Origin of the sequence: Brevibacillus brevis, from assembly GCF_900637055.1 — a bacterium.
Taxonomy (GTDB): domain Bacteria; phylum Bacillota; class Bacilli; order Brevibacillales; family Brevibacillaceae; genus Brevibacillus; species Brevibacillus brevis.
On record NZ_LR134338.1, the window covers coordinates 5,134,366 to 5,161,046 of the forward strand.

Genomic DNA, 26,681 nt, shown 5'->3' on the forward strand with positions numbered 1-26,681 from the left:
ACTCCTCTCCTTCAATCACATCAATCCTGCCCATCCTTTTCAATCGTAATAATCCCTTTGACAGTACAAATCAGCTCCGACTTACTGAGTAATGCTGGCTCGTTTTTTACCAGTACATCGTGCTTTCCATCCGTCCACTTGTTAGCTATCATTGGTCTACATACGGTTCCTGTTTCCCTGCAAATACCAAAACATCCAATATTGGCATCGACAACGTTATCGGCAATATTCATGACCGGTTTACCACGCGCGTATACTCCGTGGCATTGCGGCAAATTTAAAAAGCTGGTGTCTGTTCCCTCACTGCATTTTACGGTTGCCCCACGTACAACATAGGAATACTCACCGTGTGCCTTCGGAGCCAGAAGTTGAAGCAAAGACAAAAGCATCTCCCTACTCCCCTTTCGTTACATAACGTTGCAATAACTCATACCAGTCGCATCGTTCGAATCAAGGCCCTAGCTAATGGCTGCCATACAATCACTTCGTCAGCTGCGAAATGGAAGCTACCGAGCAGCAATCTCCCCTCTAGTGCAGTAACAAACAAGATTTGATAATACTTCCCGTTCTTTAGCGGTATGACGAATTCGCTACTCACCACCTTCACTTCACTGAGCTCAATCACTTCGTTATGTACGACTTGCAAGCCCGCTTGCTTTTTTTTCAACTGAATCGTCATTGTACTCAAAAATTGCTCTACATCGTCCATCTGTATGAGGTGCGTCATATGTGTCAGACCAAACATGACTGTGCCTTTTTCATTTTTGTAAGTCATCTGATCATGCTGGTGAGTTGTATTTCCTTTTGATTCGATCCCTCTAGGAATCAGCCACATAGACGTTGGGAGATGAATCGCCACCTGCTCGTCGAAAAATAGCTTCTCTTCACAATAAATCGTTTGCCCTTCGTACTCTATGACACCAAGCTGCACTCCTGCCAGCCATTCTTCAGGTGACATTTGTGCCATCTTCTCTTCTACTTCCTTGATTTCACGTCGTTTCTGGATGTCATTCCAGGCATCCAAGATCTTCTCATCCCAGTAAACGGTCATAACTCCCTCCGTTACGCCTGCTCTACTTTTTGTAAAACGAAGCCCGTATAGCTTCTACGCAGTAAGCTTTCTGCTGCATCGAGACTCACCACGATATACGGCTCCAAAATTCCTTCAATGGCAAAAAAATGATGCGCCTTGATCTTTTCGTGGTCTAACACAAGTCTCTTTACGGTTCCATTTAGATAAAACTCGCTATCCTGTGAAAGACAATCCAAGGTAGGTATTTGCATGACCCAGTACACGTTTTGTGAGCCAGATCGCTTGTCTATCAAATGGACACATTTCCACTGAATTCTCGGATTGTATTTCTCGATAATCGACTTCATCTGTTGTGACATCATAGGCACAGGCTTTTCCAGCCAGTCTGTGTATTCGTTGAAGCTATGTTCAGCGACATCTAAAATCGAGACAGGCGGGAGCTGTGCGAAGTTGTCTTCCTTTCGTAGACCCAGCGGTTTCACCTTTTGAGCGATTCGACTGTCATCCATGAGTTGGTAGTAATCTCTCAAGTCATCCCGCCCCCTTGATTTGATCTCGTGTGGAACCATCATCGATATGCACATCTTCGCTAAAGTCTTTAAACTCCCCGACTCTGATGCGCAAACATTTCGCCTTATTTATCTCCGAATACTCTGGGAGTTTTATGGCTTCTTGGATCGCTATCCGGATCAGATCCGTCACCATTTGACCAAAACAATCCAAACGCTTCCATACCATATGCTCCACATCCGCTGTGTGTAGAACACCGATGTACTTTTTACGCTGCTCATCTAGAAGACGAATCAACGATGAAATCTCTTGAAAAGCCCAATTGGCGTCGTATCTGGCATAGCATTCGACAGGTTCCCAATACCACTGATCTGTATAAGCCTCGATGAGGTAGGTATAAGTACCTTCCAGAATAGATGTCCTCAGCATGGAGTAATGAATAAATCCAACAGGTGCTAGCTCCTCACGATCCTGCATGACTTTGATCCGACTTGCGATCTGTCGAAACGACTCCACAAACTCATCGACGAGCTGGGCTTGATGTTGATGGAAAAATAGCTGGACTGCCGCCACCCGTTCTGCCAAAGCAGGCAAAAACACCTGGTCGTGCAGATGCTGGAGTGCTTCTTCTTTCATCATGACCGTGTGTTCCTCCCATTAGTTCATTTTTATCTCTGTTCCCTTGATCTCGATCTTTTCATTTAATGAAATGGTGTTTCCTTTTCCAATCAGCTCGATCTTATCAGCTTTGACGCGTAGCGTTTGCCCGATCAGATACGCCTCTTTACTAGCACTAATGCTCACATTTTTATCACTCACGATCTCGATTCCGGTATCATCGCTGATTGTGATAGACATACCGCCTGCTGATATCACGATCTTATCTGGCGCCAGCATGATCTCCTTGCCGTATTTCGTGCGGAAGGTCTTCACAGCCGGATCTTTCATCCGATCGGGACCCGCGCCCGCGCTCGGTCTTGAGCTACTTGGAGCGGAGGACTTTTGGGGAGCCGGAGATTTGGCATCTGGGTTATCTCGGAGCACCGAGCTGATGGCAATACCGTCCTCTTCCTTTTTGCTCGGGAAGTAGATTCGTATCTGGTCGCCTATTTCCGGCATGACATACCAACCTGTATTGTTCTCGGATGTATAGATCGTCGAATAAGGGAACCAGTAAGCGGTACTCTCATCCTGTTGATCATCCATGTCTAGTTTGGCTCTGATATTATCTTTTTGAATCTGAAGAACGCGCCCTTGGATAGAGGCACCGATGATCGCGTTGTTATACATTTTCTTGCGCGAGAGTCCCTTATGTGGAAAGAGCTTGTAGGTATGCGTCAGTATTCCTTCCTTCATTTCAGTGACAGCTTCTCCGACGACAAGCTTCTTGGACTTGAAGCTCACTTCATCACCGACTTCGAGGATCTGCGGGCTTTCCACTTCATATACCGTAAAATCTTGATCATCAATTCCTGGCACTCGGTTTTCCGCAGCGCTCTGATATTCCCCCACCCTCTTTTGTACCGTATAATGCGCGACCTCTAGCTTGCCTTTGTCCTTCCCTTTAGGCAGACCGAAATAAAATTTGGGTAGATCAAAAGCCGTTGCAGGCACCAAGCCCGTATAGAATCGCGAAGCCATCCTCTTGAGAAACTGCCAGTCGGTTTCATCATATTGCATCACAAACGTATTGATCGCCTTGCCGTTCGTGACCGAATCAATAAAATCGGCTTTCCCATATGCGGACAGCACCATTTTGACTAGCGCCGCATAAGTCATCGCTGGATTTTGGAATGAGCGTTTTCTCGGTTTGACATCCAATAAGTAGCTATGTGAAACAGCCTTCACTGTTAGGTAATAAATGCCCCTGACAGATTGGATGTTTACATTCGTCACGATGCCTTGAAACCATGGCTTCGGCTGCCCCTTCTCGTCCGTCAAAGCTATTTTGATATGCGTTTGTTCATTTGTTAGATTCACATAGCTGTCTCTCAGCTCATCTGGAATAATGCCCGTGATCGTTACCTTCGCGTGTTCGTTCATCTTTTTAACCACTTTTAGTGATTGCAAATGCGTGAATTTGTAAGGTGTCACTTGAATATTTCCATAGGTTAAAACCCGATTACTCACGTAGACTCCTCCCTCCGTGGATATATCCAATGTTCTATCTCTTATACCAAAATAGACCATTATTGATAGATAAATTAATGGTAGTAGTTGTTTCGATTACCATAAATAAGCATAAAGTCCTTTTTTTATTTTCAATCTAGTGCTTTTTACCCTGTTTTTGGAAATGTCCAATCGCCCTACCTACTTGTTGACCATTACCCTGTAACTACTAACACATAGGTAGCTGGGCTACAAGCAGTTTTATTAGATGAATGAGGAGCTCGTTTTAAAGAAAAGAAAGACCGGAATTCTCTCCGGTCTTTCAGGCTATTGTTTGGCCTTCAGCCACTCATTAAAAATCTTCGCTTCCTCTACTGCCCGTTGATCTGACCATACATCACCAGGTTTGTTGCCTTCCCCGATGATATAGCCCGCAAATGGCATTCCGACAAAAGAAAAAACATACTGAAACTGCTGAATCAGTGGCAGTCCCTTTACTCTGGGCTGGTCTCCGCCAGTCGTAATGACATATGCCTGCTTTTGTCCGAGAGATTCTTTGAAGGAATAACGCTTGTCACGCAAGCTCTGCGACCAGCGATCCACATAGTTTTTCATATGACCGGACATGCCGTACCAATAAATCGGCGTGGAGAAAATCAGAAAATCATGGGCGAGCACCGCCTCTGTCACTTCATCGTAATCATCCGCGACTGCATCGAAGCCTCCCTCGTCATGCCTCTGGTCGTGAATCGGGCGAATATTTTTCTCTCGCAGACGGATACTGGTGTGCGGCACGCCTTCCAATGCTAGATTTGTCAATTGCTCCGTATTCCCCGCATCTCTGGAGCTTCCATGCAAAACGAGAATGTTCATGTGCTCACCCTTCCTGACTCCTATTCTTCCCTCCTCTTTATTGTAGTGAGAAAATCTGGCTTACTCAAACCTTAAAGTGCTTCACCAACGCTTCAAACTGTCGGGTCATTTTATCCAGTTCTGTCACAGACTGCGTCAGCCTGTCCATATCGCCCAACGTCGTTTCCGCCACAGCACGTACTTCCTCTGAGCCAGCCGATGTTTCCTCCAAGAGAGCCGTTACTTCCAAAACGGCATCGACCATCTGCCTGAACAGCTTGGCCTGCTCATCCATCCGCTGTTTAATATCGTCAATCGAGGCAACGGTCTGTTGTACCCGCTCCACGGATTCCCCTAACGTTTTGCCAGTCTGTCCAACGATTCGAACGCCCTCCTCGATCACTCCATGTCCTTCCTCTGAACGCTTCATGAACTGGTAGATTTGCGACTGGATGTTATCAATGATCCCTTGAATGTCTTGCGTCGAATCAGCGGTCTGCTGAGCCAGCTTGCGAATTTCATCGGCTACCACCGCAAATCCCCTGCCCGCTTCCCCCGCTCTCGCTGCTTCAATCGCTGCATTTAACGACAACAGATTCGTCTGGTTGGAAATTGACGAAATCATGGTGGAGATTTGCCCGATTCGCTCTGATTGGACATGCAGCTCTGTCATGGACTCCATGCTCTGGTTCATCAGATTTTGTACCATATTCATTTTGGCAGACGCCTCTAAGACAGCTTCTTTCCCTTCCTGAAAAGCATCCATCATATCAAGGGAAGCCGTTCGCGTCTGCTCCGTAAATCGCTGAATCTCGACTGTCAAGCTGTTCAGGTCATTGATGCCATTCGCGATTTGATCCATATTTCCGCTGAAGGATTGGCTGCTTTTGAAAACACTCTACGAGCAGCAAAATATGACCAAAACAGCGGAGGTTTTGTATGTCTCTCAACCCTCGCTCAGCTACCGCATTCAGCAGCTAGAAAAAGAATTCGGGATTACGATCATGCACCGGGGCAGGAGAGGCGTGGAGTTCAAGGTAACATCCAGCCGCAACTCAGAACTGACGAACTCCGTGTACAAGCAGGATGTCCATATCGGGTTCATCCGCGGAGATTACAACTGGCCGGAGGAAAAGCATCTCATCATGACAGAAAACATCTGGATCGTATCCAAGCGGGAGATTTCGCTGCATGAGTTGCCCGGGCTCCCCAGAATCATGTACAAAACCGATATTTCGCTGGAAAACTTGTTTGACAACTGGTGGAAGGAGACATTTTCCAAGCCGCCTTCAATCACGATGGAAGTGGATCACATGGAGAGGTGCAAGGAGATGGTCTTGAGCGGATTCGGCTATGCCATCATCCCGCAGATTGTGTTGACGGGCAGTGAAGACTTTTACCGGATTCAATTGCGAACGAAGCACGGAGAGCCGATCTTGCGCAAATCGTGGATGATCTATCAGAAGGAATCGATGCAAATCTCTCTATTAAAAGCGTTTGTTGATTTTATTAAAGAGAGGAAGCTGATGTAAGTACTACGATAAAATTTTTTTATGGAAATAGATAAAAAATACATATACCTTCTTATGATCAAGAAGCATATCATCAAAAAAGGCTGCCTTACCAGTAGAAAAGTCTACGGATAAGACAGCCTGCTTTTGCTTTAATTTACGGAAACCCCACTAGAATGCACCGTCTGCTTTTTTTGCAAACGCAACGCCAAAAGGAAAGCGATGAGCAACAATCCAGCAGATACGTAATAGACAGCCCGGACTCCCTGCCATTCAGCGATAGCCCCCATCATCAAGGCAGACGCACCAAAAACGAGTAAATCAATCGTTCCTTTTGCTGACATGACATAGGGCAGTGCTGCTTCCTCCGTCTCTTGCTGCAAAAGTGTCTGCTTGCTTACATGCACCATTTCCAAAAACGGGCCCAGCGCAAAGGAAAACAACAGTGCCACCAGCGCGTTCGTACTGCTGCCAAAACAAAAGGTAAAAAATCCGACGCCAATCGTACTGCAAACGATCCAGCGAAATAAATGGCGACGCATTCGCTCCGCATACATCAAAAGCAGCGTCCCACCCGCAATGGCTCCAAGCATGTAACCGGCATTGATGTAGCCCCACCATTCTTCTCCTTGTCCAAGCACATCGAGGACAAATGGCAGCATAATCGCAGCGATCCACACACCCCCGGACAAGCCGATCACGACATCCATCGCGACCAGCAATCGCAGTACAGGGACATCGCGAATTGTTTTCCAGCCAGTGAGCCAGTTTGTCGTCGCCCTGGCTGCCTGTTTTTCATGCAGCTTTTCACTTGCCGGTGCAATGCCTGCCATCGCGATCGTTGCCACTACATAGGCACCAACCGTTCCCCACAGAACAACACCTGCTCCCAGCCAAGAAACGAGTAATCCCCCTGCGGCCCAGCCAGCAAAATGAACGGTTTGATCCGAGGTGGCAAGCAAACCATTCGCTCGCATGAGGTCTTCTCGTCCTACCAACTTCGGCACCATAGCGTTGCGCGCAGGGTTTGCCCAGCCATCCATAAAGGCGATGGCTGACCCCAATCCGAACAACAGCCAGATCCACTCTCCCTGCTCTCCTACACCGCTGCTGACAGCTAATGAGGCTACAGCCAAAAGTAACGTCTTCAATCCTTGCGACAGCACGAGCATGCCCGTCAACGACAGGCGCTGAAACACCAACGGAGCCAACAAGCTGCTTACAGACTGCGAAGCTACGATGACAACCGGTATAAACGCCGTGTACATGACGGAGCCAGTTGCAGCGTACATGACCGAAATAAACGCGACAATATAAAATACATCCCCAAGGTTGGCCAATGTCTGACCCGCCCAGAGGCAAATAAAGCGTCGATGCCACATAAAGCACACCCTCCTGTCGGTTCAGGACCAGCCTATACGTCCTGATGGAATATGAAGTTATTCACACCGACTCGCCATCACAATGGAGGTGCACCTCTTTTCGCGAAAATTACCTCTTATTCTATTCCAGAATCAGTATGCTGTACAGATTTGTTTCGGAAAAAGCTGTAGTACACCCAGCCTGCGTTAATAAACAAGAACGCACTCGTCATATAAAAGACTCCGCTAATGCTCACATAGCCTGCCAAAAAGCCGCCAATCATCGGCCCAAGCATACTGCCGATACTGACAAAGCTGTTGTTATAGCCGTAGACGCGACTGACCATATGTACAGGTGTTGCTCGTCGCAGCAAAGCATTGACGGATGGAAGCAATCCTCCCAGCGACAAGCCTAACAAAAACCGGAGCGCGACCAGTTGCCATACCGTATGTACCAGACCTTGTGGAATGAAGATGATTGCTGCAGCTAAAAGTGAGAACAAGAGCACCTTTTGCGAACCGAACCGATCTCCTAAACGCCCCAGCTGTGGGGAGGCAAAGACGTTTGCTACCCCCATGCATGCCTGGACAATACCGGCCCACAACGCTACCTTTGCCCCTTCTGATCCAACCAATTGCGAAATGTAAATCGGCAACACAGGGATAATGCTAAACAACGCAAACTGGATCATTACGGTTACAAAAAAGAGCGCCGGGAGTTCTTTGGAAGAGAAGATCATCTGAAAATCTTCCCGCAGACTCGACCGTTCCTTTTTTTCAGGTGGAACAAAATTCTCTTTCACCGTAAACGTAATGACCAAGGTCGCCAGTAATAATACGCTGCCGGTAATCACAAAAATCATCCGAAAGCCAATCTTCTCCGCGAGAACACCGCCAAACAGCGGTCCCATAATGGTTCCGGCCGTAATAAAAGACTGAAGCAACCCTGTTGCCCAGCCAATTCGTTCTTTTGGCACAGAGGATGCTACCAACGCGGTACTGGCAGGAATGATTCCCCCTACGAGTCCATTGAGCAGGCGAAGGGCCAAAAGCTGCCACAGACTTCCCGCAAAACCGGTCAGTGCCATGGTAATGGACATGAAAAATCCCGAGCGCAAAATCATAATCTTGCGCCCGTGCTTATCAGCCAAATTTCCCCAAATAGGCGAGACGAGGCCCGCCGTTAAAAAGTTGGCTCCAAAAATAATCCCCGCCCAAGCCGTAACCTGATGAGGGTCTTCAATTCCGAAATCCTGCTGAATGTAAAGCGGTAAAAAAGGCATGATCATGCTCATCGCCACCATGACGAAAAACAACGATCCGCAGAGCACATATAAATTACGGCGCCATATCTCCATCGGATTTCCTCCAATCCCATCTGCTTATCCCAGTTGCGGGTCGGACGTACTTCCTAAATCTTGCACACTCCACAGGCCATAGTATACTCCCTTGCTCTCCAGCAATTGCTCATGCGTGCCTTCCTCAACGATTTGTCCCTCTTTCATGACAATGATTTTGTCTGCATGGGTAATCGTCGAAAGTCGATGGGCCACGATGAGCGTGGTTCTTCCTTTTGCCAATCTGGACAAAGACTCCTGAATCGTGTGCTCTGATTCCAAGTCGAGTGCAGACGTCGCCTCATCGAGAATCAGAATACCGGGGTCACGCAGGAAAACACGCGCAATCGCGATCCGCTGCTTTTGTCCGCCCGAGAGCTTCACGCCGCGCTCTCCCAGCTCCGTATGGTAACCATTCGGTAATTCACTAATAAAGTCATGGGCATTTGCCGCCTTCGCAGCTTCTTGCACAGCACTGTCATCCGCATCAGGATTGCCCATTAAAATATTCACTTTTGCTGATTCACTAAACAAAATATTATCTTGCTGCACCATCCCGATGTGGTGACGCAAATTTTGTTGCTTCACATCACGGATATCGATGCCATCAATCGTAATTTTCCCTTCAGTCACGTCCCAAAAACGCGGCAGCAAGCTGATCAGCGAAGATTTTCCTCCGCCTGACATCCCGACAATCGCAACTGTTTCACCAGAAGAGATGCTCAGATTGACATTGTTCAAGACGAGAGGGCCTTCCTCCCGATAGCGGAAGGACACGTTCTCAAAGCGGATTTCTCCGCGAATGCGTTTGGTTCCAGGGTCTACAGGCAGCTCTCCCGCGTTTGGCTTGTCAACGATATCGTACGATTCATCGATAAACTCGAACATCCGGTCCATCGAGGCAATTGCCTGTGTCAGTACCGTGCTGGAATTGACCAGACGTCGTAGCGGCGTGTACAAGCGCTCTAAATATGCATAAAACGCAACAAGCGTCCCTACGCTCATGCTCCCGCCAATAACTTGGTAGCCAGCATAGGCAATGACCAGGAGCGGTGCGATATCCGTCACCGTATTGACCACGGCGAAGGTTCGGGCGTTCCACCGCGTATGTGCCAACGCCTTCTCCAAAAACTGATTGTTCTCCTTGGCAAATTCCTTGCTCTCCTGCTTTTCTAATGCAAAGCTGCGGATGAGCGACATGCCGTTCACGCGTTCGTACAAATATCCTTGTAAACGCGCCAGAGCTGCAGAACGATCCTTTGTCAATTGACGCAAGCGCTTGTAGAAAAATTTGACGGAGATACTGTACAAAGGAAAAACAATAATCGCGACAATCGTCAGCTCCACATCCATATAGAGCATGATCCCCATCGTCAGTGTAATCGTAATCAGGTCCAACCAGAGATTCATCAATCCCGTTTCCACGAAGCTTTTGGTAGATTCCACGTCGTTAATAACCCGAGAGATGACCTCACCCGTTTTTGTATTGTTGTAGTAGCGCATCGACAGTCGTTGCAAATGAGAGAACAATTGATTGCGGATGTCAAACAAGATACGGCTGGATACCCACTGTGCATAGTATTGCCGGATGTACTCAATAGGAGCGCGAACGACAGTAAATAACAAAAAGGCCCCGAGCATCAGCCAAAATAACTGTTTCAGCTTTTCCTCTTGAGGAAGCGGACTTGGCAACAGGTCATCAATGACGTATTTGATAAGAAGCGGCAGAGCAAGTGGGATCGCAAACTTAAAAATACCAATAAAAATAGTGCCCAATATTTGTTTCCAATAGGGCAGGACATAAACCAAATAGCGGCGTATGCTCAACCATCATACCTCCTTTGCAAACAAGGAAATCCCTCCCCCGGTCATTCGGGAAAGGGATTATTCCTCATCATCTCGCACTAAAAGATAACGCTCGTACCAACGTTGGACGAAGCCGCTTTGAAAAGGGCCGCGTCGTGCGCTTACCCAATCCAGCACCTCTCGCAATGCTGTCTGCACTCTTTCCACAACAAATGGAGGATAGTTCATCTGTCTGCTATGCAAAAGAAACTCCTCTTCGTCGAGAATCGAGTATGTCATATCGGGAAACACTTTTACGTCGAGATCATAGTCTATGTAGCTTAGCAATTGTCCCTTCATACTGAAGGGCGAACCAATGTTGCAATAATAATAAATACCGTCATCACGAATCATGGCAATGGTATTGAACCACTGGCCTCTACCAAATGTACAAATGGCCGGTTCACGCGTACGCCATTCCCGCCCGTCTGCTTCTGTCACCTTGACCCGATCATTTCCCCCAATCACCACCGCATCACTGGTATGAATCAACGTAGATTTGTCCCATATGCGGTGCAACGAATGGTCATGTTTATAACTTTCTATGCGGATATTGGAGCCCGGAGTTGGTGACATGACTCTCCCCTTTCTTCTCTTCTCTATTTGAATGGGGACAAGCCTCCTTTAAGAAGAGAGCTTTTTGGAAAGTGTAACATATTTTTGTACTTCATAGCCAAGTGAAAGGTAAAACGGAAGGACTTCCGGATTTGATTGATTGACCATGATCAAGACGTTATTGACACCTCGTTGCTTGAAACGCTTTTCAATTGCTTCAACGAGTTCGCGACCAATACCTGAGCCTTGCATCTCTGGAAGTACAGCCAATCGGTAGAAATAGGCACGTGCTCCGTCGATCGTGCCAACCACGACCCCTACAACTCTGCCTTCCATTTCTGCAACCATTACCAGATCGCTGTCCCAAGCCAAATGCTGGGCCAAATCGTTCAATGACTCTTTGTCCGATTGGTCCAACCCCGTCTCCTGCCAAATACGTGTGATAGCCGAATAGTCACCGAGTCGAAACGGACGAATCAGCATGTGTTGCCTCCTTCGTAACCTTCTTCCTCTATTGTACAACACATGGACAACTTTGTCTTGTGTCGCAACACCATAAAGTCTCCAACTCCCTACTCCCTCTACAATAAATCATTATGTCAAAAGAGAAATACCGCCGTCTACAATCAATGTTTGTCCGCGAACCATCCAAGCTTTGTCGGAGAGCAAGAACATCACAGCATTAGCCAAATCTTCCGGCTCCACAATGCGTCCTGCTGGCGTACGCTCTGCTGAGCTGCCGAGCAATTCTTCACGATTCGGGAAATGCTTGAGTGCATCCGTATCCACAGCTCCGCCAGAAACAGCGTTTACTACAATGTTATGCGGTGCGAGCTCGACTGCCAAATAACGAGTAATCGCTTCTACAGCTGCCTTTGATACGCCAACCGCTGTATAGTTGTCGAGAACTCGAATGGACCCAAGGCTGGACAAGCTCACGATTTTTCCGCCGTTGCCGCCCTTGATCATTAGTTTTGCCGCTTCTTGCGCACAGAACAACAGTGCCTTGCTGTTGATTTCCATGGTCCAGTCCCAATGGCTTTCTTCCAGCTCCATCAGGGGACGCAGTACACCCGATGCCGCATTGTTCACAAATACATCCAAACGACCGAATTCCTGGTCGATTTCTGCGAACAACTCTTTGATTTTTGCTACATCCCCTACATTGGCTTTGATCAGATGGACACGAGCGCCCTTTGCTTCCAGCTCCGCTGCCGCTTCTCTTGCCGCTGTGCGGTTACGCAAATAGTTCAGCACCAGGTCATAGCCCTGTTCCGCCAATTGAAGCGCAATCGCTTTTCCGATCCCTCGCGTTCCGCCAGTTACCAGTGCTACTTTTTTCGTTGTATTCATAAAAAGATTGCCTCCCAACCTGACCAACTATTAATAGCAGGTACTAATAAGTAAAAATCACTTATTCATTATACAACTCCACCTGCGCTTTTTCTACCTGCGGAAAAAATCCCGGCATGACTTGATCCTCTCAACTATAGCCATACTAAACTCGCGGTATCAGGCAAACCACTACCACATAAGGAGGAATGGCAGGGTGTACATAGGTCGGGAATTGTCCGAATTAACCATGGTGCCACTGGCTGATTGGGAAATGAATGAGCTGCTTTATTACCACCACAGTTTTTCACAATTGGCAGCTTACCTCAGTGCAGAGGGAGCCTCTCTTCACGTCAAAGTCATCCATGAGCTTGAATCCCGTGGACCAGTGAATGGAGACAGCGGGGGATGGGATCATTCCTCGTCACCTATTTACGATTAAGTAAAAAACCCGGCTGCTCGTGTATGTAAACACGGCGCCGGGCTTATTAATTAGATACGGAACTTGCCGATCTGGTTTTGCAATTCCTCCGCGAGGTGTTCGAGGGAAACGGCTGAAGAAGCAATCTCTTCCATAGAGGCTAGCTGCTCCTCCGCAGCTGCGGATACACTTCGTGTTCCATCAGACGCTTGTAGTGTCACCTCGGAAATATGACCAATGATCTCAACCACTTGCTGTGCCCTTGTGGAGAAATCACGCGTCGCTTCAGATACCTGACCGATTTTCTCTGCCACCTCATTGACGGCTGACTGAATTTGTTCGAAGGACTGGCCAGCTTCGTTCACTTTTTCAATCCCTTCCGTTACTTCACGCTTGCTTTGATCCATGACAATTACAGCATGGTTTGTCTCCGCTTGAATCGCGGTGATCAGCTGACTAATTTGTTGTGCCGAGCTTGCAGATTGCTCTGCCAGCTTGCGTACCTCATCAGCCACCACAGCAAAGCCTCGTCCATACTCCCCTGCTCGAGCCGCTTCAATTGCCGCATTTAGTGCAAGCAGGTTGGTTTGATTGGCGATGGCAGTGATCACATCCACAATGTTTCCGATTTCTTGGGAACGCGTACCCAGATTATCCACGACTTTTGCCAAACTGTGAATCGACTCGCTGGATGCGTTCATTTGCAACACAGCCGATTGAATAGATTGGTTTCCGGTTACTGCCAAGTGCGACGATTCCTGAGCTGCGGTGAATACATTTTGTGTATACTCTGCGATCTGACCGATTCTTGCCGACATTTGTTCGACTGCTGCGTTACCCTCCTGCGAATGGGAGACTTGCTGCTCGGCTCCCTCCGCCATTTCTTGTATAGTCTCCGCAATCTGTTCTGTTGCTTTACTCGTCTGATCCGCGCTTGCTGCGAGCTGCTCTGCCGAAGAAGCCAGCTGCTGAACGGAATCATTTACAGAATGGAGCAAGGAACGAAGAGATTCCGCCATATGATTGAAGGCTTTGCCCAATGTACCCAACTCATCGTCACTTCGTATATCTACTTGTTGTGTCACATCGCCTTGGCTCATTTTTTCCGCTGCTTCTGTCAACATGCGCAAAGGTCGGAGTAGGGAGCGCAAAATCAGGTAAATGACTCCGCCAGCTACCACAAGTGCAATAATTATAATCACGAGCATCGTGTAAAAAATCGGATTTGCTGCTTCTGCTGCTTCGCTTTCATACATCACTCCTACAAGCTTCCAACCCGTATTTTCATTCGTAGTAAACACGGCTTGGACGGGATTTGCTTCGTGCTGAAATTGCAAACGCCCTGACTCTTCTGCATATACAGTATCCGCCCAAGACTCTGCAACCTCAACTCCAGACTCTCCATTTGGATTGACCAGCATTTTGCGATTTTTATCCAAAATGGCCATAAACCCTTGGGTACCGATCTTTGCTTGCTTGACCGTCTCGTCCAGTGCAGTCAGTTGAATATCAATTCCAAAAACACCAGACTGATCAGGCAAGGCCATCGCAATTCCCACCACGACTTTTCCGGTAATAGCATCAATGTATGGGTCCACAATGATGTTCTTTCCTGGCTGCTTCATAGCTGCTATGTACCAATCCCTTTTTCGCGGATCATATCCGTCTGGAAGCTTGGAGCCGGTTGCGGTCATCATGCCGCCATTCACATCCCCGATATACGCTTCACTAACTTCTGGATTTATCGCGAGAAAGCGCTGTAATTTTTTTTGCGTAATTGTTCTGGTCTCTTCCATGATATCGTTGCGTACAATATCAGCAGCGACCCATTCCACATTCCTTGATTGTTCCAAAAGTGTACGATTCAAAAGCGCGTCTACTAAACGGACATTTTCAGAGGCAGTCGTAAGCAATTCATCTGACAACTCTGCCTTGGCACTTTGATACGAGAGCCATCCAAGTGTCAGCAGGGGGATGACTAATATTGTGGAAAATGTAGCGATCAGCTTGGATTTTACAGTGAGTCTAGGTGTTTTCATTCGCTGCATCACCTTTCTGCGTGTTATCATTTTCCTATATTAATACCCGCCATATGCATGAGTAAACCTAAAATTGCCAACCAAACGCATAAAAGTTTATTATTTATTATTTTTTATTATATTCAGAATATACTTTCTTCTGGAAATAGGTAAAAAATCGCTTTACAACAAGAAAAAAATGCCATATTCTAAGAGTACGTTCCACACACTACTACTACGGAAAGAAAGGAGGCAGCACAATGATGATGATAGCTATGAATCTAAAACCAGCTTTTATTGATCGTCTTGTGGATGTTTCAACTGAATATAGCAGCGCCTCCTGGGTCGACGAATTCCAGTAGTATTCGTACTCTTCAACATTTCTATTTCGTCTATTACCGACCACAGGTGTTGTTGCTTGTGGTCTTTCTATGTCCTTCAAAACGGCATGTCCGTTTTTGTTGCCAGAAGACCGCAGGCTTTCGCCCGTGGTCTTTTTCTTTCTCGCCAATTAACATTTTCCACCTTGAAAGGGGGTGATTGGTAATGGTACTGAACTTTTTGCTTTTCACAGTCAAGATTGAACGCAATAAGGAACAAGCAGAGAAACTTTTCGGAGAATCTGCTCGCTGTCGCTATCTCGAAGAACGCGCCGAAGAACATGCTTTTGAAGCTGCACAATTTGTGAGCCGTATTTAATGGACACCACTACTTGACTACAGGAGGGATTTTGGTATGAAAAACAAACAACGGCGTCAGATGATGAGGTTTACAGGAGTCAAAGCGATAGATGGCAGCTGACTGCACCAAATTAACGGGATGGGAGGGATACACTCATGTACATTCCAATGATTTTCTTCACAATCATTATTGAGAAACGGAAATTGACACCGAAGCAAATTGAAGCAAAATACATGCAACAGCAAGCGCTGAAACGTATGGAAGAACAAAAGCATCAGATCGTTACACAATTTCCAGAGTTTTTGATTCGATAAAAAGAAACAGTTTTACAAAGATCATGTCTGCGGGGGCATGATCTTTTTATTTTCCGCTGCTCTTCCCCTCTCTCAAAGCTTTATAATGGATTCAAAAGAGAAAAGTGGGGAGTGAAATCATGGAGTATCAAATCGTCTTTTTAGACATTGATGGAACACTCGTCAACGAAGAAAAAATTATACCACCAGATACACTCGAAGCCATTCAAGAGCTGCAAAGAAACAAGATCGAAGTCGTCTTAGCAACAGGCAGAGCTCATTATTATTTTGACGAGCTTGCCCAGCAGTGCGGCATCGATTCGTATGTCAGTTGCAATGGCGCATATGTCGTCTATCAAGGAAAAACGATCTATGATCGCCCCCTCCCGACCAAAACACTCGATCAATTGCAGCAGATCGCGGCCCAGCACGACCATCCCATCGTATTTCAAGGCAGTACGGCGGGCTTTTCTACCCATAAGCAGCATCCTTATTTGGATTGGACTTTTCAGCAATTGAAGCTTGATACCCCCGATCACAATGCGGACTTCGTCCATTCTGAAAATATTTATCAAGCGCTGTTGTTTACACCAGATGCACATGAACAACAGTACAGAGAAGAGATTCCCGCTCTCTCGTTTATACGCTGGCATGAGTATTGTATGGATGTTTTTGCGAAAGGCGGTTCAAAAGCCCTCGGTATTGAAGCGCTCCTCTCGCATATCGGGCTTGCGCCAAGCAAGGCAGTTGCTTTCGGAGACGGTCTGAATGACAAAGAGATGCTCTCTTATGTCGGGATGGGGATCGCGATGGGCAATGCGCATGAAGCTTTGTTGCCGCATGCCAATTATGTAACGCGACACGTCGATGATGGCGGGATATCTCACGGCTTGCGTTACATCGGTCTGATGAAATAAATAAAAGCTGCCGAGAAATGCTCGACAGCTTTGCCTACTTGTTATTTTTGCCCCAACAGCTCGCGAATTTTTTGATGCGCCATCGGGATGGTGTATGCATCTAATTCCTCCCAAGCTGCGTATCTTGCATGAACAGGGAGCTTGTCCCCTTCGATCCAGTCACAGGACCATACTTGCATGTTCCACTGCAAATGGGAGAAGACGTGTTGAACCGTACCTAGCGGCTGCATGACTTCTACATCGATTCCGAATCGTTCACGCAAACCAACTGCAAGTGCCTCCTGCTTGGCAGCATCACTTTCCTGCTCAGTTTCAACAGTAGGGAATTCCCACATGCCGGCGAGAAGCCCCTGATCGGGACGCTTGTTCATCAAAACTTTGCCGTCGCGAATGATAATGCCTACTTGCAGATCAACAGGGCGTGGAGGTTTGGCTTTGCCTTTGACCGGCAGCTCTTCAGCCACTCCCTCCTGACGCGCCATACAGTAGTCAAACACCGGACAGGTCAAGCATTGCGGAGTGCGCGGTACACAGACCATCGCTCCCAGCTCCATTAAAGCTTGATTGAAATCTCCCGCTCTTCCCTCTGGAATGACCTGTCGCACGAGATGCTCGATTTTGATTCTTGTGGCAAGCTTGGCAATGTCGTCGGTTAAATACAGCAGGCGTGAAAAGACACGCATAACATTCCCATCCACGGCCGGCTCCGCCTTTTCATAGGCAATGCTAAGAATGGCACCTGCCGTATACGGACCGACACCTTTTAGTGTAGCGATCTCTTCTGGTGTATCCGGCACAACTCCTCCGTAGCGAACCGTTACCTCGCGAGCTGCGGCTTGAAGATTGCGCGCGCGGGAGTAATAACCGAGTCCCTCCCACGCTTTTAAGACATCTTCCTCGGGTGCTTTCGCTAAATCACTCACCGTCGGAAATTTCTCCATGAAATTCGCATAATAAGGCTTAACGGTCTCTACGCGTGTTTGCTGGAGCATGATCTCCGATACCCAGATTCGATATGGGTCTTTGTTGATCCGCCAAGGCAAATCCCGCTTTTGTGAGTCGTACCAGGCCAGCAAATCCTGGGCAAAGCCAAACACATGAAATTGTTCAGGTAGTGTATATTTCAAGCTTTCTTTTTTTCTTGCCATTTCCTTTTATTCTACTCCTTTTCATCCCAGTTTAGCGGGACGAAACGCCCACACATGCAGTTTCGAAGCACCGCCGGAAATACAGTCGCAAAAGTCTTGGTCTGCCAATCGGTTTGCCTTGATTTCTTCGTATACTTGAACAGTCTCGACCTCAAACGTTTCGACAAACAGACCGGGCTGATCCAAGCCCTCCATTGAGCGATACTGACGTGCACCCATCGCTTCCATTCGCTCAGCCATCGAGGTGAGCAATTGCAGAGCGTGACTTCGTTTTTCAGCATCTATCTTGTATTCAATGAAAACCGTTAGCATGCGACATGTTCCTCCTTTAACGATTCAACGCTTTCATCATACCCTTCCCACCCCGTGCGAACAAGCACACAAATATTTTCAGAACGGGCGGGAATTAACCTTAGGCAAACGCTATAATAAACAATAAAAGTGGAAGGAAGGGAGGAAGACAACGATTCCATGGATACAGCCACACATTTTGCCATGGGCTTTGGATTGGCCGGGCTCGCCTATCTTGATCCTGTCGTAGCTTCTACTCCGTCACTTGCAGTAGCCGTCATGGTTGGAACGGTCATTGGCTCGCAGGCGCCTGATTTGGATGGCTTAGTCCGCCTTCGTGGTACCGCTGCCTACATTCGCAATCACCGAGGCGTTTCTCACTCGGTTCCCGCTTTATTTCTGTGGACTGGAGCCATTTTTGTACTCATTCAGGCCATGATGCCACAGCCCCATTGGCTGCATTTGCTCGGCTGGATATTCCTGGCCGTCTGTTTGCACGTATTCGTTGACTTGTTTAATTCCTATGGCACAAAGGGCCTGTACCCGTTTCGCGACAAATGGGTGGCGCTCAACGCCATTTTCATTTTCGATCCGTTCATTTTCGCTGCCCATCTCGTCGGCTTTATGCTATGGGCGGCAGGTGCGCATCCTGGACACGTCTTTTTATGGATATACGTGATCATTGCCGGATACTACTACTGGCGTTGTCAGGCGCAAAGACGCACGACCGAGCTGGTTCGTCAGCGAATCGGCAAAACTGGTACCTTCACCATCATCCCTACTCTTTCCTGGACGTATTGGACCTTCGTCGCCAAGACAGACCAGCATTGGTATGTAGGTGAAGTCATTTCGGGGGACGTCGTCATCTTGGACACCTTCTCCATCAAACCGGAAAATGAGCGGATTGCGGCAGCCAAGAAAAGTTACAAAGTCCAGTCCTTCCTGGCTTTTACCCATCATGTGCATGTAGAAACCAAAGAGCGCTCCTTTGGCTATGAGGTCAAATGGATTGATCTGCGCTACCGATCCCGTTTTCAAGGGAAAAGTCACTACATGTTCGTCGCCGTGGTCTACCTCGATTTTGATCTGACCATCCGCGATTCCTTCGTCGGCTGGATCCACCGCGGAGAAGAACAGCTTACCAAAAAATTGGATTCAAAACGCTCGTAATAAGACGAGACTACCGCCCCTGCCAATAGTGGGCGGTTATTTTTTTGCGATCTGACCCGTTCACTTTTGCCAAAATTGCACCTTTTCTCCTAGTCAAATACCAACTACGATCAGAATAACAACGACAGACTGGGGGACTCGACATGATTCCAATTCGTTATTCCAAGCGTACTATTACTGATCAGGAGCAAATTGACCAGTTTTTGCAAGTAGCAAAGGTCGGCCATCTCGGATTGTCCAATGAAATCGAGCCGTACATCCTGCCTTTGAACTTTGCTTGGTGGAATGGCTGTATTTATTTTCATGGCGCGGATTCTGGCAGAAAAATCGAGATGATTAATGGCAATAACCGCGTATGTTTCAGTGTTTGCGAGGAGTACGGCACAATCGCCTCACCTGTGCCTGCCCATATCGATACGGCTTACATGAGTGTGTTTATCGCCGGGACAATTGAGCGTGTTTCTGAACCTGAGGAGATGCGCGATGCGATGCAATCCATGATCGACAAGTACGTACCCGGCTACTATTCAGAACCGTTGCCTTTACAGCACGTCATCAAGTATCGTTCTTCGATGGGCAGTACAACCGCCATCTTCCGGATTACGCCTACTGTGCTGACCGCCAAAGGTAATCCACTTTCCGAAGAGAAGCAGTTCTACCCTGGAAGAAAAGTGGAGATGGACGTATAAAAGCCGAAAGCAGAAAAAAGACACGCTCTTTGTCAGAGGCGTGTCTTTTTGTTGGATGAGTATGCACCTTACATAGAGAATGGAGCGCTCATTCCTGTCGAAATCGCGAGTCTGTTCCAGCTGTTGATGGTATTGATCGCCATAATCAAGGCAACATACTGGTTCTCGTCAAAATGCTCGCGGACCTGCTGGTAGAGCTCTTCAGAAACACCGTTAGCCGTAATAACAGTGACAGCCTCAGTAAGAGCAAGGACAGCCCTCTCTGCCTCAGTGTAAACCGCGGATTCTCTCCAAACGCTGAGCAAATAAATGCGTTGCTCTGTCTCACCGAGCTTGCGCGCATCTTGCGTATGCATATCCATGCAAAAAGCGCAGCCGTTGATTTGGGAAGCACGAATTTTGATCAGCTCAATCAGTTTTTTGTCCAAGCCGCTCTCATTCACGAATTTTTCCAGCTTGAGCATGGTCTGATACGCTTCGGGATTTGTTGTACGATGATTGAATCTAGCTTTCATGATTCATCTTTCCTCTCCACTCGAATTTGCTTTCAACCTCAAAGACGAGTGAAGTATCCTTCTTGTGACGAATCATCCATTTTCTTTTTGCAAATGGTTTAGCTTTTCTGGATTGACCATCATGTACAAGCGTGCAATGCGATCTTCTTCTTCATTCATTGTGATCTGGATGATCATTTTCAGATGACCTTCGGAGTAGACGGCGATTCCATCTTGGCCATTGATCGAGCGAATCTGCATGGTAGCATGAGAAGCCCACCTCGGCCATACCCCCATCCAGAAGGCAGTAATCCGCTCGTCTGAGAAGATCGGATGAATAGCTGCCCGGACTTTCCCGCCACCATCGCTGACAAACACAGCATCTTTTGTCAAAAGTCCGATCAACGACTCCGCATCTGACTTGGAGATGGCTTGCATCAGCTTTTCTACCAAGCTCGAAGTCCGATTCGACTGAGGGACGATCGCCTGATATCCTGCTTCAGCCAGCTTTTTTCTCGCAAGGCTAAACTTCTTGCGGCAATTTACTTCGGTCATTTCGAGCATCGCGGCAATTTCGCTGTATTCGTAGTCAAGTGCCGTTCGGAGCACAAAAACGGCCCGTAGCGTCGACGATAGATTCTCCAAGAGAACAAGCAAGCCATACGAGACTGCTTCTTCGGCAATCACAGTTTGCAAGGGATCATTGGTTTCCGAAGCGTCCAGCATCGGCTCCGGCAACCATTCGCCTACATACTGCTCCCGCTTCCAACGGGCTGATTTTAATAAGTCCAGACAGCGATTGGTCACAGCTTTGCACAGATAGCTTTTTACATGGTGAATGTCTTGGATGTCGGTACCTGCCAACGCAAGAAACGTATCCTGAACAATGTCCTCCGCTTCCGTTACCGAGCCAGTCATCCGGTACGCAAGGGAAAACAGTAATGATTTATACTCCCGATAAACATCCTCCATGTGCACTGTCATTATTTCGCATCACCAAACTGCCAAAGGGTGTGACTGAGACTTCCATAGCGGATGCTCATATGCAGGCGCTTCGCTGTACGTTCATCGTCGGCAGCTCCCATGACGTACACAAGCGGAACAAAATGCTCGGTTCCATACGCGGGAACAGCTTTTTCAGCATGCGGAGCAAGCTCGCGATAATTGGCGAGATCCTCGACATTCCAGTCTGTCAATGTTGTTTGCAGCCAGTCTTCGAATTGCTCCGCCCACTCAAAAGTAGCACTATCGGACTCTCTCAGGTTCATATAGGAAAAATTATGGACGGTTCCGCCACTGCCGAGGATCAGAACGTCTTTTGCGCGGAGCGGGCTCAGTGCTTTGCCGATCTGATATTGCTCTGTCACAGTCAGGTTCGGATTAACCGACAAGGCAACAACAGGAATATCGGCATCCGGATAAATATGGCGCAAGACAACCCAGTGTCCATGGTCCAAGCCTCTTGTCGTGTTCAAAGCGACAGGAATACCAGCTTCTTGAAGAAGTCGGATTGTCTCATCCGCTACTTCACGCTCTCCTTTTGCCGGGTACTCGATTTCGTATAATGCTTGCGGGAAACCGCCAAAGTCGTGAATGGTCGGGAAGGTGTCCATTGTTCCCACCATTTGATCATGTGCTTCCCAGTGAGCGGAAATTATGACGATAGCACGCGGCTTGCGCGGGAGCAGGCTAGGCAATTGGTTCAGTGCTTCTGTATAGGCATTGTTTTCTATGGCAAGCAACGGGGCACCATGTGCAATGAAAAAAGACGGCATCATTTGCATACACTCTCCTCTATACTTTTTAAACTTAGTTACTTTTAGTAAGTATTATATCTCATATTCATTACAGTTACAAGTGTATCCTGAATCGATGCCGTTTCTTTCCTCTGAACAAAAAAGGCTTGCCGCTCCTAAAGAACGACAAGCCTTATGACTGGAAAAGTTACAATTACTTCGCTGCTGCGAAACGCTTGCTAACTTCATCCCAGTTTACAACGTTCCAGAACGCGCCGATGTAGTCAGGGCGTTTGTTTTGGTAGTTCAGGTAGTAAGCATGCTCCCAAACGTCCAGACCAAGGATAGGTGTTTTACCTTCCATGATTGGGCTGTCTTGGTTAGGAGTAGAGCTGATTGCTACTTTTCCGCCTTCTGCAGTCAGCCAAGCCCATCCGGAACCGAAACGAGTAGTAGCTGCTTTTGCGAATTCTGCTTTGAAGTTGTCAAAGCTTCCGAAAGCCGCATTGATTGCGTCAGCCAGTTCACCAGTTGGTGCGCCGCCGCCATTCGGGCTCATGATTTCCCAGAACAGTGTGTGGTTAGCATGGCCTCCACCGTTGTTGCGAACAGCAGTGCGGATGGACTCAGGCAGAGCATCCAGATTGCTGATCAGCTCTTCAATGCTTTTACCTTGCAGGTCAGCGTGTGCTTCCAGTGCTGCATTCAGGTTGTTAACATAAGTAGCATGGTGGCGTCCGTGATGGATCTCCATGGTTTGCGCGTCGATATGTGGTTCCAAAGCGTTGTGTGCATAAGGCAATGCAGGAAGTTGATGTGCCATTGTAACATTCCTCCTCAAATTATGTAGGTCAAGCTTACTCCTTCATTATACTGCAAGCCAAACAGTTTTTCAACAAATCGGTATGCAAAGTATATTAATCTATGTATTATTTCAAAGATTTCCATCTTGCAAACAAAACGGAGAGTGCTAGACTTGGATTATTACAAACGAAGAGAATCAGGTGATATCTAGTGGAAATGGACTTATCAACGATCGTACTTCTCGCCGTCTTTGGATTCATTGCAGCATTCATCGACAGTACTGTTGGTGGAGGCGGACTCATCTCCCTCCCCGCCCTGCTCGGTCTAGGAATGCCACCGTACCTTGCTCTTGGCACGAACAAATTGGCTGGCACCATTTCATCTGCCACCAGCTCCTACACCTTTATCAAGAGCGGTAAATTTGACAAGAAGCTTATGCTGATTTTATTTCCCGTCTCGCTGATCGGCGCCTATTTCGGAGCGAAAACAGTTCTGTTCGTTCCCCAGGAGTTTTTGAAGGTCCTTGTCGTTATTATGATGGCACTCATTTTTGTTTACACCCTTTTCAACAAACGTTTCGGTCAAGACTCCAACTACAAAGGGCTGACCAAATTTACGCTCGGCATCGGGATTCCTTTTACCTTTTTAATCGGATTTTACGATGGATTTTTCGGGCCCGGAACCGGTTCGTTCTTTGTTTTTCTGATGGTGCTTTTGTTTGGCTATGATTTTGTAATTGCAGCCGGCAATGGCCGAATTTTGAATCTGGCCAGTAACATTTCTGCGCTTTTTGTCTTCACAATGGAGGGCAAGGTCGTCTTCATGACTGGTCTCATCATGGGGATAGCGATGCTGTTGGGTGCTAACCTTGGTGCCAAAATGGCCATCAAAACAGGGGTACGTTATGTCCGTCCATTGTTCTTGGTCGTATCCATTACTTTGATCGTGAAGATGGTGTATGAGTTGATTTTTACTGCTTGATTTAAAAAGGCGTACAACCTTGTACGTTCCTGTAGTGGTGGGGAGGAAACAGGAGAAAACGCTCAGCTTCTAGGGCCACCCCCTGTGGGATTGACTGCCCGACTCCATGCAAAAAGCGAAACCGCGTCCAAAGTAGTCCATTCGAGAAGTTTTTCAGAGGTGGACGCTTAAGAGCGTGTTTCGCTTTTTGCATTCCGTCTCGGTCGGTGTCCCTAAGATCTTCGCTTATTTCTCCTGTTTCCTCTACGAGCTGTCCCTGCTTGAACGGGTTTTAAAAGACTTTAAAAGAATAAAGAATGCAATCAGTTACGCTAGAGAAGAATATTTCCAGACGTAGCGACTTGTGGAGTCCTACCGAGCGGAGAAGGGATTCGCGGGCAAAAGAAACGCAACCGTGCCCATACGACGTAGCGGCTACCACTTTTGCGTTTCCCCGCGAATCCCTTCGGAGCGGGCAGTCTTGACCCCCAGCAGGACGGAGCCTGGAGCCTAGACTGGAAATATTCTTCTCTCCACTACAGCCATAAGCACATAAAGAGTCAGCCTGCAAACATCTACAGGCTGACTTTTTATGTTTGACTCTAGTTAGCCCCTGCTGCAACAACTTTGGTTTGATGATCACGCACCGCCTGATTGCTCGCCGCCATAAACGCCTGTGCGACCGCCATCAGTACATCCCGATGCTCGGCAACTCCTTTGAAATGACTTCCGTTTGCGCTGACCGTCACGATCGCTTCGCCTGTCGCATGCTCTCCCGACGACAATGAATACAGCTCCATGTCCGTAAACTCCACGTCGAACGGCAGTGCCTGTTTGATACCTGCCACCAATGCCTCAACAGGTCCCTCTCCGGTGCCAGAGTATGCTTGTTCTTCTCCTGTCGCATTGTTCGTAATCGTGCAGGAAGCCATACGATGTCCGGATGTGCCGGTGAGCACTTGTGCATTGACCAGTGTGAATGGCTCCAGTACCGCGTTCACGGTATGTCCCACCAGCTCAAGCAGCTGATGATCTTGGACAACTTTTTGCTTGTCAGCCAGCTCTTTAAATTGGAAGTACAGTGTCTCCATCTGCTCATCGGTCAGCTGTACCCCGAATTCGTTTACGCGGTGCTTAATGGCATGGCGGCCGGAGTGCTTTCCGAGAATGATCATGTTGCGAGGCACGCCCAAGCTCTCCGGGTCCATGATTTCGTAGGTGCTGCGCTCTTTTAAGAGACCGTCCTGATGAATTCCCGCTTCGTGCTGAAAGGCATTGCGACCGACAATTGGTTTGTTGAAAGCAATCGGGAAGCTCATGGCACGGCTCACCTTTTGTGAAGTGGTGTAAATGTGCTCCGGTCTGATGCCAGTCTCAGCATCCAGTGCTTCTTTGCGCGTCTCAATTGCCATAACCAGCTCTTCCAAGGAGCAGTTCCCTGCTCGCTCACCGACCCCGTTGACCGTTACCTCGACTTGGGTGACCCCAGCACGAATCGCAGCCAAACTGTTTGCAACCGCGAGTCCCAGGTCATTGTGGCAGTGTGCACTGAACTCTACCTTGTCGCTGCCACGAACGTTTTTCATGACACGAGTGAACATGGCCCCATACTCTTCTGGCAGTGCGTACCCTACCGTATCAGGGATGTTGATAATCGTTGCCCCTTCTTCAATAGCCGCCTCGATCATCTCAAACAGGAACTCATCACCTGTACGAGTCGCATCCATCGGCGAAAATTCAATCCGGTCCACAAACTGTTTGCCGTACGCAATCATTTCGCGGGCGATCTTAATCACCTGCTCTCTCGACTTGCGGAGCTGGAAGTCCAGATGAATGCTGGAGGATGACAGGAACATGTGAAGTCTGCGTCGCTCTGCCGCTTGTGTAGCCCGAACGGCAGCGTCGATGTCCTCTTTCACCGCACGAGCAAAGCCACAAATCTCCACGCCGTGCACCTCTTGCGAAATACGTTGCACCGCCATGAAGTCACCAGGGCTGGAGATTGGGAAGCCCGGTTCAATGATATCTACGCCGAGGTCTGCCAAATGCTTGGCAATGACGATTTTTTGCTCTGGAGAAAGAGACGCTCCAGGCGCTTGCTCTCCGTCACGCAGTGTCGTATCAAAAATATGGATTCGTTTTGTCATGGGTATTGCCTCCTCATTTTTTAATCATCTGTTCATGAAAAAAAGCCCACCGTCTCCATATACAAGAGACGACAGGCTTTTGGCTGCCGCGGTACCACTCTCGTTGATCCCCTCTTTTTTCAAAAGAGAATCCACCTCGCTGTCCCGATGACGTGGGACGATCCGTCAAGGTCTACTGTCTGTTTTCAACCTTGCCGCTCCCGGGTGAGATTCGAGCATTTCCTGACTGCGTCGCACCTACCCGCAGCTCTCTGGACAAGAAATTTGCTTTACTAGCTCCCGTTCTTCGCGTTTGTTCTATGTCGTTTTTCCAATCAAAAAAGGCCTGCCGTCTCTATCAAAGAGACGACAGACCTTGTCTATCGCGGTACCACTCTCGTTGACCCCAGCTGCTCGCTGGAAGTCCACCTCATGTACTGATCCTAGTCGATCAGCACAACCCGATCACGGAGGTTAACCGTCAGAAC

The 26,681-nt window shown here is 47.9% G+C and carries 30 protein-coding genes and 2 other annotated features (1 of these 32 running past the window's edge); of the genes, 8 read left to right on the forward strand and 22 right to left on the reverse strand.

What is annotated here, in order from left to right:
- Window positions 1–20: 20 nt before the first annotated feature.
- From EL268_RS24850 to EL268_RS24880, 7 genes are all read right to left on the reverse strand, one after another.
- Window positions 21–389 carry a DUF4280 domain-containing protein gene (locus tag EL268_RS24850; protein WP_106654279.1) on the reverse strand — a complete coding sequence of 123 codons (369 nt, stop codon included), beginning with the start codon at window positions 387–389 and terminating at the stop codon, window positions 21–23.
- 38 nt (window positions 390–427) lie between these two features.
- Window positions 428–1,051 carry a hypothetical protein gene (locus tag EL268_RS24855; RefSeq protein WP_106654278.1) on the reverse strand — a complete coding sequence of 208 codons (624 nt, stop codon included), beginning with the start codon at window positions 1,049–1,051 and terminating at the stop codon, window positions 428–430.
- An 11-nt stretch (window positions 1,052–1,062) separates the two neighbouring features.
- Window positions 1,063–1,563: an imm11 family protein gene (locus EL268_RS24860; RefSeq protein WP_106654277.1), complete on the reverse strand. Its 501-nt coding sequence runs from the start codon at window positions 1,561–1,563 to the stop codon at window positions 1,063–1,065.
- A gap of 1 nt (window position 1,564) precedes the next feature.
- Window positions 1,565–2,182, reverse strand: a complete 618-nt coding sequence (locus EL268_RS24865) for a hypothetical protein (protein ID WP_106654276.1) — start codon at window positions 2,180–2,182, stop codon at window positions 1,565–1,567.
- A gap of 18 nt (window positions 2,183–2,200) precedes the next feature.
- Window positions 2,201–3,673 carry a contractile injection system protein, VgrG/Pvc8 family gene (locus EL268_RS24870; RefSeq protein ID WP_106654275.1) on the reverse strand — a complete coding sequence of 491 codons (1,473 nt, stop codon included), beginning with the start codon at window positions 3,671–3,673 and terminating at the stop codon, window positions 2,201–2,203.
- Window positions 3,674–3,979: 306 nt separating this feature from the next.
- Window positions 3,980–4,525: a flavodoxin family protein gene (locus tag EL268_RS24875; RefSeq protein WP_106654274.1), complete on the reverse strand. Its 546-nt coding sequence runs from the start codon at window positions 4,523–4,525 to the stop codon at window positions 3,980–3,982.
- Window positions 4,526–4,589: 64 nt separating this feature from the next.
- Window positions 4,590–5,366, reverse strand: a complete 777-nt coding sequence (locus tag EL268_RS24880) for a methyl-accepting chemotaxis protein (protein WP_106654273.1) — start codon at window positions 5,364–5,366, stop codon at window positions 4,590–4,592.
- 7 nt (window positions 5,367–5,373) lie between these two features.
- Here EL268_RS24880 and EL268_RS24885 point away from each other — a divergent pair, with 7 nt between their 5' ends.
- Window positions 5,374–6,036, forward strand: a complete 663-nt coding sequence (locus EL268_RS24885; protein ID WP_269149414.1) for a LysR family transcriptional regulator — start codon at window positions 5,374–5,376, stop codon at window positions 6,034–6,036.
- A gap of 131 nt (window positions 6,037–6,167) precedes the next feature.
- Here EL268_RS24885 and EL268_RS24890 read toward each other — a convergent pair whose 3' ends face one another.
- The 6 genes from EL268_RS24890 to fabL form a co-directional block, all read right to left on the reverse strand.
- On the reverse strand, window positions 6,168–7,397 hold the full coding sequence (locus tag EL268_RS24890; RefSeq protein WP_106654272.1) for an MFS transporter: 1,230 nt from the start codon (window positions 7,395–7,397) through the stop codon (window positions 6,168–6,170).
- Between the two features lie 116 nt (window positions 7,398–7,513).
- The gene (locus EL268_RS24895; protein ID WP_106654271.1) at window positions 7,514–8,734 is read right to left on the reverse strand and encodes an MFS transporter; all 1,221 of its coding nucleotides are present in this window, start codon (window positions 8,732–8,734) and stop codon (window positions 7,514–7,516) included.
- Window positions 8,735–8,758: 24 nt separating this feature from the next.
- Window positions 8,759–10,540, reverse strand: a complete 1,782-nt coding sequence (locus EL268_RS24900) for an ABC transporter ATP-binding protein (RefSeq protein WP_106654270.1) — start codon at window positions 10,538–10,540, stop codon at window positions 8,759–8,761.
- Window positions 10,541–10,597: 57 nt separating this feature from the next.
- A complete protein-coding gene (locus tag EL268_RS24905; protein ID WP_106654269.1) occupies window positions 10,598–11,134 on the reverse strand; it encodes a DUF402 domain-containing protein in 537 nt (178 codons plus the stop codon).
- Window positions 11,135–11,182: 48 nt separating this feature from the next.
- Entirely contained in the window at window positions 11,183–11,596 is a 414-nt protein-coding gene (locus EL268_RS24910) for a GNAT family N-acetyltransferase (RefSeq protein WP_017250148.1), read from the reverse strand.
- A gap of 111 nt (window positions 11,597–11,707) precedes the next feature.
- Entirely contained in the window at window positions 11,708–12,466 is a 759-nt protein-coding gene (gene fabL / locus EL268_RS24915; RefSeq protein WP_012684763.1) for an enoyl-[acyl-carrier-protein] reductase FabL, read from the reverse strand.
- Window positions 12,467–12,662: 196 nt separating this feature from the next.
- Here fabL and EL268_RS24920 point away from each other — a divergent pair, with 196 nt between their 5' ends.
- Entirely contained in the window at window positions 12,663–12,887 is a 225-nt protein-coding gene (locus tag EL268_RS24920) for a hypothetical protein (RefSeq protein WP_007729801.1), read from the forward strand.
- 50 nt (window positions 12,888–12,937) lie between these two features.
- Here EL268_RS24920 and EL268_RS24925 read toward each other — a convergent pair whose 3' ends face one another.
- Window positions 12,938–14,905, reverse strand: coding sequence for a methyl-accepting chemotaxis protein (locus EL268_RS24925; protein ID WP_106654268.1), 1,968 nt, complete (start codon window positions 14,903–14,905; stop codon window positions 12,938–12,940).
- 214 nt (window positions 14,906–15,119) lie between these two features.
- Window positions 15,120–15,395: a hypothetical protein gene (locus EL268_RS32965; RefSeq protein WP_164724413.1), complete on the reverse strand. Its 276-nt coding sequence runs from the start codon at window positions 15,393–15,395 to the stop codon at window positions 15,120–15,122.
- A gap of 35 nt (window positions 15,396–15,430) precedes the next feature.
- On the opposite strand from EL268_RS32965, the gene EL268_RS32970 reads away from it, so the two are divergent.
- The 3 genes from EL268_RS32970 (at window position 15,431) to EL268_RS24935 (ending at window position 16,775) form a co-directional block, all read left to right on the forward strand.
- Window positions 15,431–15,583: a hypothetical protein gene (locus EL268_RS32970; protein WP_164724519.1), complete on the forward strand. Its 153-nt coding sequence runs from the start codon at window positions 15,431–15,433 to the stop codon at window positions 15,581–15,583.
- Window positions 15,584–15,720: 137 nt separating this feature from the next.
- Window positions 15,721–15,879 carry a YrzI family protein gene (locus EL268_RS24930; RefSeq protein ID WP_106654267.1) on the forward strand — a complete coding sequence of 53 codons (159 nt, stop codon included), beginning with the start codon at window positions 15,721–15,723 and terminating at the stop codon, window positions 15,877–15,879.
- Window positions 15,880–15,998: 119 nt separating this feature from the next.
- Window positions 15,999–16,775, forward strand: a complete 777-nt coding sequence (locus tag EL268_RS24935; protein ID WP_106654266.1) for a Cof-type HAD-IIB family hydrolase — start codon at window positions 15,999–16,001, stop codon at window positions 16,773–16,775.
- A gap of 41 nt (window positions 16,776–16,816) precedes the next feature.
- Here EL268_RS24935 and mutY read toward each other — a convergent pair whose 3' ends face one another.
- Together mutY and EL268_RS24945 are read right to left on the reverse strand one after the other, a co-directional pair.
- A complete protein-coding gene (mutY, locus tag EL268_RS24940) occupies window positions 16,817–17,923 on the reverse strand; it encodes an A/G-specific adenine glycosylase (RefSeq protein ID WP_106654265.1) in 1,107 nt (368 codons plus the stop codon).
- 21 nt (window positions 17,924–17,944) lie between these two features.
- Complete coding sequence (locus EL268_RS24945) at window positions 17,945–18,235, reverse strand: MFS transporter (protein WP_106654264.1); 291 nt, start codon at window positions 18,233–18,235, stop codon at window positions 17,945–17,947.
- 159 nt (window positions 18,236–18,394) lie between these two features.
- Between EL268_RS24945 and EL268_RS24950 the strand changes: the two genes are divergently transcribed.
- Both EL268_RS24950 and EL268_RS24955 read left to right on the forward strand, forming a co-directional pair.
- Window positions 18,395–19,384, forward strand: coding sequence for a metal-dependent hydrolase (locus EL268_RS24950; protein ID WP_106654263.1), 990 nt, complete (start codon window positions 18,395–18,397; stop codon window positions 19,382–19,384).
- Between the two features lie 143 nt (window positions 19,385–19,527).
- Window positions 19,528–20,073 (forward strand): pyridoxamine 5'-phosphate oxidase family protein, encoded by a 546-nt coding sequence (locus EL268_RS24955; RefSeq protein WP_088906053.1) that lies wholly within the window; start codon window positions 19,528–19,530, stop codon window positions 20,071–20,073.
- Window positions 20,074–20,141: 68 nt separating this feature from the next.
- Here the strand turns inward: EL268_RS24955 and EL268_RS24960 are convergent, their stop codons facing one another.
- The 4 genes from EL268_RS24960 to EL268_RS24975 form a co-directional block, all read right to left on the reverse strand.
- A complete protein-coding gene (locus EL268_RS24960) occupies window positions 20,142–20,588 on the reverse strand; it encodes a carboxymuconolactone decarboxylase family protein (protein ID WP_106654262.1) in 447 nt (148 codons plus the stop codon).
- Between the two features lie 72 nt (window positions 20,589–20,660).
- The gene (sigJ, locus tag EL268_RS24965) at window positions 20,661–21,551 is read right to left on the reverse strand and encodes an RNA polymerase sigma factor SigJ (protein ID WP_106654261.1); all 891 of its coding nucleotides are present in this window, start codon (window positions 21,549–21,551) and stop codon (window positions 20,661–20,663) included.
- The gene (locus EL268_RS24970) at window positions 21,551–22,345 is read right to left on the reverse strand and encodes a dioxygenase family protein (protein ID WP_106654260.1); all 795 of its coding nucleotides are present in this window, start codon (window positions 22,343–22,345) and stop codon (window positions 21,551–21,553) included. Before EL268_RS24970 ends, sigJ begins: the two co-directional genes overlap by 1 nt.
- A gap of 172 nt (window positions 22,346–22,517) precedes the next feature.
- Window positions 22,518–23,126 (reverse strand): superoxide dismutase, encoded by a 609-nt coding sequence (locus EL268_RS24975; protein WP_012684750.1) that lies wholly within the window; start codon window positions 23,124–23,126, stop codon window positions 22,518–22,520.
- Window positions 23,127–23,317: 191 nt separating this feature from the next.
- Here EL268_RS24975 and EL268_RS24980 point away from each other — a divergent pair, with 191 nt between their 5' ends.
- The gene (locus EL268_RS24980; RefSeq protein ID WP_106654259.1) at window positions 23,318–24,088 is read left to right on the forward strand and encodes a sulfite exporter TauE/SafE family protein; all 771 of its coding nucleotides are present in this window, start codon (window positions 23,318–23,320) and stop codon (window positions 24,086–24,088) included.
- A gap of 581 nt (window positions 24,089–24,669) precedes the next feature.
- Here EL268_RS24980 and EL268_RS24990 read toward each other — a convergent pair.
- Window positions 24,670–26,214, reverse strand: a complete 1,545-nt coding sequence (locus EL268_RS24990; RefSeq protein WP_106654257.1) for a 2-isopropylmalate synthase — start codon at window positions 26,212–26,214, stop codon at window positions 24,670–24,672.
- A gap of 61 nt (window positions 26,215–26,275) precedes the next feature.
- Window positions 26,276–26,510, reverse strand: a binding site (T-box leader).
- Between the two features lie 42 nt (window positions 26,511–26,552).
- Window positions 26,553–26,681: a binding site (T-box leader), on the reverse strand; it runs 140 nt beyond the window's last position.

Excerpts from the sequence above, each read along its gene's own strand:
- EL268_RS24855 (WP_106654278.1), bottom strand. The coding sequence starts at position 1,051 with ATGACCGTTTACTGGGATGAGAAGATCTTGGATGCCTGGAATGACATC.
- EL268_RS24970 (WP_106654260.1), bottom strand. The coding sequence starts at position 22,345 with ATGATGCCGTCTTTTTTCATTGCACATGGTGCCCCGTTGCTTGCCATA.
- EL268_RS24955 (WP_088906053.1), top strand. The coding sequence starts at position 19,528 with ATGATTCCAATTCGTTATTCCAAGCGTACTATTACTGATCAGGAGCAA.
- EL268_RS24850 (WP_106654279.1), bottom strand. The coding sequence starts at position 389 with ATGCTTTTGTCTTTGCTTCAACTTCTGGCTCCGAAGGCACACGGTGAG.
- EL268_RS24945 (WP_106654264.1), bottom strand. The coding sequence starts at position 18,235 with ATGCTAACGGTTTTCATTGAATACAAGATAGATGCTGAAAAACGAAGT.
- EL268_RS24930 (WP_106654267.1), top strand. The coding sequence starts at position 15,721 with ATGTACATTCCAATGATTTTCTTCACAATCATTATTGAGAAACGGAAA.
- EL268_RS24895 (WP_106654271.1), bottom strand. The coding sequence starts at position 8,734 with ATGGAGATATGGCGCCGTAATTTATATGTGCTCTGCGGATCGTTGTTT.
- fabL (WP_012684763.1), bottom strand. The coding sequence starts at position 12,466 with ATGAATACAACGAAAAAAGTAGCACTGGTAACTGGCGGAACGCGAGGG.
- EL268_RS24865 (WP_106654276.1), bottom strand. The coding sequence starts at position 2,182 with ATGATGAAAGAAGAAGCACTCCAGCATCTGCACGACCAGGTGTTTTTG.
- EL268_RS24910 (WP_017250148.1), bottom strand. The coding sequence starts at position 11,596 with ATGCTGATTCGTCCGTTTCGACTCGGTGACTATTCGGCTATCACACGT.
- sigJ (WP_106654261.1), bottom strand. The coding sequence starts at position 21,551 with ATGACAGTGCACATGGAGGATGTTTATCGGGAGTATAAATCATTACTG.
- mutY (WP_106654265.1), bottom strand. The coding sequence starts at position 17,923 with ATGGCAAGAAAAAAAGAAAGCTTGAAATATACACTACCTGAACAATTT.
- EL268_RS32970 (WP_164724519.1), top strand. The coding sequence starts at position 15,431 with ATGGTACTGAACTTTTTGCTTTTCACAGTCAAGATTGAACGCAATAAG.
- EL268_RS24960 (WP_106654262.1), bottom strand. The coding sequence starts at position 20,588 with ATGAAAGCTAGATTCAATCATCGTACAACAAATCCCGAAGCGTATCAG.
- EL268_RS24875 (WP_106654274.1), bottom strand. The coding sequence starts at position 4,525 with ATGAACATTCTCGTTTTGCATGGAAGCTCCAGAGATGCGGGGAATACG.
- EL268_RS24925 (WP_106654268.1), bottom strand. The coding sequence starts at position 14,905 with ATGAAAACACCTAGACTCACTGTAAAATCCAAGCTGATCGCTACATTT.
- EL268_RS24950 (WP_106654263.1), top strand. The coding sequence starts at position 18,395 with ATGGATACAGCCACACATTTTGCCATGGGCTTTGGATTGGCCGGGCTC.
- EL268_RS24890 (WP_106654272.1), bottom strand. The coding sequence starts at position 7,397 with ATGTGGCATCGACGCTTTATTTGCCTCTGGGCGGGTCAGACATTGGCC.
- EL268_RS24880 (WP_106654273.1), bottom strand. The coding sequence starts at position 5,366 with ATGGATCAAATCGCGAATGGCATCAATGACCTGAACAGCTTGACAGTC.
- EL268_RS24975 (WP_012684750.1), bottom strand. The coding sequence starts at position 23,126 with ATGGCACATCAACTTCCTGCATTGCCTTATGCACACAACGCTTTGGAA.
- EL268_RS24905 (WP_106654269.1), bottom strand. The coding sequence starts at position 11,134 with ATGTCACCAACTCCGGGCTCCAATATCCGCATAGAAAGTTATAAACAT.
- EL268_RS24990 (WP_106654257.1), bottom strand. The coding sequence starts at position 26,214 with ATGACAAAACGAATCCATATTTTTGATACGACACTGCGTGACGGAGAG.
- EL268_RS24935 (WP_106654266.1), top strand. The coding sequence starts at position 15,999 with ATGGAGTATCAAATCGTCTTTTTAGACATTGATGGAACACTCGTCAAC.